Annotated in this window: 4 protein-coding genes; 2 read left to right on the top strand and 2 right to left on the bottom strand. The window is 47.9% G+C overall.

The features are described 5' to 3' along the window. On the bottom strand, positions 1 to 133 hold a 133-nt coding region (locus tag CBQ26_RS23200; protein WP_216360389.1), incomplete at its 3' end, for a transposase. 1,542 nt (positions 134 to 1,675) lie between these two features. Here CBQ26_RS23200 and CBQ26_RS21535 point away from each other — a divergent pair. Together CBQ26_RS21535 and CBQ26_RS18935 are read left to right on the top strand one after the other, a co-directional pair. Further along, positions 1,676 to 2,671 (top strand): MvdC/MvdD family ATP grasp protein, encoded by a 996-nt coding sequence (locus CBQ26_RS21535; protein ID WP_143341937.1) that lies wholly within the window; start codon positions 1,676 to 1,678, stop codon positions 2,669 to 2,671. A 26-nt stretch (positions 2,672 to 2,697) separates the two neighbouring features. Further along, complete coding sequence (locus CBQ26_RS18935; RefSeq protein WP_088246944.1) at positions 2,698 to 4,455, top strand: ATP-binding cassette domain-containing protein; 1,758 nt, start codon at positions 2,698 to 2,700, stop codon at positions 4,453 to 4,455. A 233-nt stretch (positions 4,456 to 4,688) separates the two neighbouring features. Here CBQ26_RS18935 and CBQ26_RS18930 read toward each other — a convergent pair whose 3' ends face one another. Then, positions 4,689 to 5,921 carry a type I-E CRISPR-associated protein Cse1/CasA gene (locus CBQ26_RS18930; RefSeq protein WP_088250183.1) on the bottom strand — a complete coding sequence of 411 codons (1,233 nt, stop codon included), beginning with the start codon at positions 5,919 to 5,921 and terminating at the stop codon, positions 4,689 to 4,691. Between the last annotated feature and the right edge of the window lie 20 nt (positions 5,922 to 5,941).

Genomic DNA, 5,941 nt, shown 5'->3' with positions numbered 1-5,941 from the left:
TCCACCGGACGACGTAGTGAGGGGGAACGCCAAGGTCACGGGCAATCTGGGCGCAACTCTTTCCGGTCGTGCGGACCAGCCGGACGGCTTCTTGTTTGAACTCAGCGGTGAATTTCTGCTTGGGTACGGACATTCTGTCCTCCAGTGTGGATCACACTGAACTTACCCTCCACCAAACTCTATCCAGTTCACTCGGCGACCTGCATGGCGTTCTGGGGGACGAGTTCCGTGACCCAGGCCATGTCCTAACGAAGATCAGCAGGCCCGTGAACCCACAGCGAGGACAGGTATTGGGCGTGTCGACCTCAACGGTTGCCGTGATCTGCTCTGGCGTGGGTTGGGCCTTGTGGGCGAAAGTGCCTTCACCAGGACGCCGTCCTGGTGATTTGGGATCGGCGGTGCGCTTCTCCCGGCTGAAGGGGGCGGCGTACTTGCGTTCCCGCCGTTCGAGTTCCTCGATGCGCTTCTTCAGGCGGGCGATTTCCGCTTTGAGGGCTTTGTTCTCGGCGATCAACTGGTCGATCTGCTCGGACTGACGACGGATGATCTATAAGAGATCCTTCTCAGTCGCCCCAGTGCCCATGGAGAGCATGGTAACGGCAGGAGTGCCCGGCCGGAAGCCGGGCACCCAAGCGACCGCTAATCACAGACAAAGTACCTTCCACTCGGCGTCGGTCAGATCGTTTGGATACGCAGCTCGGGTCATGGGTGCCCCATCTCCGACCTCTACCGTGCGCGCACGATGCCTCTGAGAAAACCTGCGCCAGCACGTTTTTCAGACGCACTTTAAATGGGTTCCTGAGCCTTTCAGGATGAGTGTGACGTAGAGCGACATGTATAGACAGGATGTGTTGAGCTGGTCAAATATTGCTTGCGCTTGGTGTCATCGGACGTAGGATCCCCTTACACCAAAAGAGTTGTCTTTCTGCAAAGTGATGATGCAGAGAAGCCTATCGCGGCGAAAAAGTTGCGAAGGTTCTCTTGGTGTATTCGTAGGGAGGAAATTAATATGTTAGGATTCCAAGTTTCGAAAGCCCCTTTTATTGTCCAGGGAGAGCTTCCTTCGTACGACGACTCTAAGCAGAGTGGACGCATTCTGCTGGCGGGAGGCACGGGGTATAACACTTATTGGACCACTAGCCAGCCAACTGAGATTATTAGAACCGATCCCTACGGTTTTAATAAAATTGATCACGATTCAAATAGCTATACTGATTCAAAGCAAGACTACGCTTAAACATTTAAGGAGGATTTATGTTGGGATTTAATTTAGCGAAAACCCCTCACGTAGAAGACATGTCGCCCCTAGAATACAATGAAGAATCTCAGTCTAATCGTATTAGCGCGGCAAACAATCCAGGTTATAATACTTACTACACAACAAGCAAAACGACGACCCAGTATTATATAACGAATCCAGGATTTTTAGGAGTGGGCCAAACTACTGATGCCCAAACGGTTTCAGACGGCTCGTATACCGACAGCAACCAAGATTACAGTTAATCATTGATAAGATAGCGACTGGACCTTTTGATCTGGTCGTTATCGTATCAATTTCAGTGATTATAGTATGTAATCCTATTAGGTGTTCTATAAGATTTAGAGCATCTCTTATAATCGATTCGCTATATCAGCGTGATATTTGGGACCGCATATCCTATATAAAGGGGATCCAATGAAAAAGATTGTTATCGTGACTTGTGAAGAAGATACCCATGCTGATTTTTTTGCAGAGCATTTTAACGAGAGCGGTATTGACTTTTTTAGATTGAATACAGATAGAATTCACGATAAGTATCACATTTCTCACGATAACTTTCGAACTGTTATAACAAATGTATATAATGAAAAGAGCATTGACCTTGATCGAGTGTCGTCTATATGGTGGAGGAGGCCTACATCCGTTTATCTACAATCCCCTCAAATTGAAGAAAACCTGTTTGCTGATCGTGAAACTAAATCAACAATCAGAGGGTTGCTTCTTGGAATTGATACCCACTGGGTGAGTCATCCAGATAATATTGATAGGGCAGAAAGAAAAATTGACCAGCTGCGGCGTGCGCATCGCATGGGATTTAACGTACCACGAACAGTAATAACAAATAGAAAATCTGATGTGATAGATTTTATAAATAGTGTTAAGAAAAGAATAATTTATAAAACTTTATGCGGTCCATCAATCAATGATCTTTCTTACTTTCGCAGAATGGGATTTAAAATAGACCAGCCGGATCTTTTGACGACCCAGACGACTATCCTAACGAAAGATATTATTAATCAAATGGAGAGTGTTCAAAATGCACCGATTTTAGTGCAAGAGTATATTGAAAAAGACTATGAATTACGAGTAACAGTTATTGGGAATGATGTATTCTCTTGTAGAATTGATTCTCAGTCGGATCCTGAGACCATGATTGATTGGCGAAATTATCAAGTAGAAATTCCTCATAGTATCTACTATATCCCCGAAGACCTAGCCGATTTGTGCCGAAAGTTCGTCAAATCTTATAAACTAAATTATAGTGCTCTTGATATCATTAAATCAACCGATGGGAAATACTACTTTGTAGAAAATAATCCCAATGGTCAGTTTCTCTGGGTTGAGTGCCATTGTCCAGAAATCGGTATGACCCCAGCGATGACGAACCTCCTTCTAAATCACCAGCATTAGCCTCCAAAAAGAATACTTGGCGCCTAATGGAACACAAATCGGTGCAAAGAATGAATAATATAAAAATATATCAGGAAATATTATCTAAGAATATTTATGTTCTTTCTACAATATTAATAATTGTAATCATATCAGGTATTCTACCCTACCTTGTCGCTGATTCGATGAGGGTCATTGCTTCGCCTCAAACTAGCTCAGCAGAAGCAATGATCCTCATCAGTAGGATTCTTGTGTTCGGTACAATATATGCTTTAGCTATTGCAGCTAGTGGATTTTTAAAGGATTTACTTTCACTGAGAATTACGAACTATTTAAACAATTTGCTGATAGACAAGACTATACACCTCTCCTTGGAATATTTTGAATCTAATAAAAGCAGAGATGATCTATTCAAGGCTCAGCGCGAGATGTCCAGCCGTCCACTATCAATTTTTTCAAACATTTTAAGCATATCGCAGAATACAGTGATATTTATTGTATTTTTGGTTTCATTATACAAGTATTTCGATATTTATATTATTAGTATTGGGATACCGATCTATTTTTCAATATATCTTTCTAAGCGCTCCGTTAAATTTAATCTCCTGTGGCACGATAGAATCGTGCATCTTGCTCGATTCAACTCTTATTTAGATTCCCTTTTGACCTCGCGACATTCTAAGACTGAGCTGAGAGCATACAAGGCAGAACAATACTTTCAGAACAAGGTTAAGCATTCTCGTGACGAGTCTGAAAAATTGAATAAAAAATTGTCTATCGCTAGCTTCTTATACCAAAATATTGGTATTATTTTGGTTATATTAGTGGAGTTCGCATTAATTTATGGATATACGAAAAATCATGCAAAAGTCAACGCTGGAGACCTAATTTTTATACTCACGGCGTTCAGCGGTTTGCATAGCAATGCTATTATAATAAATTCTTCATTGAGTACAATACTAGAAGACCGTAAGTTTTTTGAATTTTATATTCGGTATTTAAATATAGAAGAAAGCCACCCCATCCAGTGCAGGCAGTCTCATTTCAGCGAGCAGAAGGGAATAGAGGTTCGTGATATTTCATTTTCTTATCCAGACGCCGAGGCTTGGGCAATAAGAAATTTGTCAATCAGTATTAGAGACCGGGAAAGTATTGCAATTGTTGGGGAGAATGGGTCAGGAAAGACCACATTAGGTAAATTATTATCTGGCTTATTTGCACCTAGCAGTGGTGTTATTTCTCTCTCTAGTGCGTATGAGAATGATTTCAGAGTGGGAGTGATGTTCCAAGATTTTGGCAGGTATAATTTCACAATTAAAGAGAATATTTTGCTCGCCTATTCTCAAGAAAGCGATTCAAAGATAATTAAGTTAATGGAAGATACTAAATTCTTTGACAATTTTCAAAATGATGCTGCGAACATGATTGTCGGTCGAGAATTCGACCCTAGCGGTATTGACTTATCCGGCGGTCAATGGCAAAAACTTGCATTCACTAGATTGTTGTATGACAAATGGGATCTCATTGTTATGGATGAGCCAACTTCTTCGCTTGACGCCAACTCAGAAGCCGCCTTTCTGAGCAAAGTTCAGGAAATACTGAAAGATCAAATAACAGTAATCATAACGCATAGACTGGCACTAACAAAATATGTCGATAGAATATTATATCTAGAAAATGGCGAAATAGTAGAACAAGGAGGCCATATCCAACTTATGGAAAAGAAAGGTAGATATTATTCTATGTATCTTAATCAAATCAAAAGCTACGACATAGATAGAATCGACGCCACAATCAATGTATGAAACACGGCGAATGAGAGTTTGCAGCAACAACGAAAAGAAGAGCGGGAGGGTGAGCATGGGCCGTCCTTATCTTTCTTGACTGCCGCTTCCTGTCGCAGTCACCCCACTCACTAGTTTAAAGTTACAGTCGAACCTGTGCGGGCCGCATTGTCTCTCCTCCAACCATAGAGACAGGCGTCGGGCCGCCTAATGGCTGATGCGCTACAGGCTGCATGCACAGCGTACTGCTGGTTTCAAGAAAACCGCAACAGGGAGGATGACGCCCCTTTCAAGGCGCTGGCCGCGCAGCTTTGCGCCACCTCAGCAAGCACCTCTTCAAGCACAGCGCCTACCAGCGCGCCACTCAGATACGGCCACACGTTCTCCCAGTACACCCGCAGGTCTGGGGCCGCCTGCACATCCTGACGGGTCCTTCCCTCTGTCTTGGCCCGGACATACAGCACGCGCTCGAGGGCGTCCGCCTGTTCCTGCACGACAGTTAGCAACGCTGCGGCGTCCCCAGGGGCGATGGTGGGCCAAGGCAGCTCCGCCTGAATGACGCCCAGGATGACGGGCTGACCTGGCCGCGTACTCAGACCCGTCACGCTGACGCGCTGGGCACCCTGAGTTAGTGCATGCCGAAACCCCAACGGAGCCAGGGGGTCTCTGAGCAGCGTTTGGCGCAGAGCATCCACTAAGGCTCTCCGGCCCTCCCGGGACGGGGGATTGCGGCGCTGCTCGTACGCGCGGCCCAGTCGCACGTGGTCCGCTTCCGGCACGGTGGACTGCAGGGCGTGCGCGTCCGGACTTGGTTGTTCTGGCGCTGCGGTCGGGACGGGACCACTGGCCAGTTTGACCGCCCTGACCTGCGTGGTGCTGTCCGGGACGAGGGTGGCGCTCCGCCAGGGCCATGCGTGCACGGTGGTCGCGTCGAGTGGAATGGGATCGGCCTGGCGCCACGCCTGCCAGTCTGGTGCGCGCTCCCAGGTGGGAGGCGTCGGGGCAACGGGCGGCGCATTCAGGGCCAGGGTGTCCTGAAGGGTGGCTCCGTGCGCGTGGAACGTCAGTACCCGGGCGAGTGGCGTGTCCTTGCTGTAGTGGAAGCGGGTCACGCCGCGGCTTGGCGCGAATGCGTGATAGGTGAGCAGATCCAGGACTGCATCCGCTGCAGAGACGGCCCGGGGAGAGGCGTCTAGGGTGCCGCCGAGGAGGGTGGCGTCGCGGCCGGTGGCGTGGCAGAGGGTCAGGGCGTGAATGGGGGTCTCGGGGAGCGTGTCCGTCCACGCGGCGGGCACCTGCATGAAGGGCCGCGTGAGGTCGTACAGTTGCAGGCCCGCTTCGTGCTGCTGCAGGTACTGTTGCGGTTCGCCGTGCGCCCGCGCGTGCATGACGCACAAGAGGCGCAGGAGCGCCGCGTCGGCGAGGGGCCGCCCGCTGGTCAGGCGACCCGTTGCGGCTCCCTCGGCCCAGACGTCAGTCAGCGTCACGGGCCCATCAGGGGTAGGAA

It is taken from the genome of Deinococcus indicus (assembly GCF_002198095.1).
Taxonomy (GTDB): Bacteria; Deinococcota; Deinococci; order Deinococcales; family Deinococcaceae; genus Deinococcus; species Deinococcus caeni.
The sequence above is the reverse complement of the archived record's forward strand: the minus strand, read 5'-3'. Positions and strand labels throughout refer to the sequence as shown.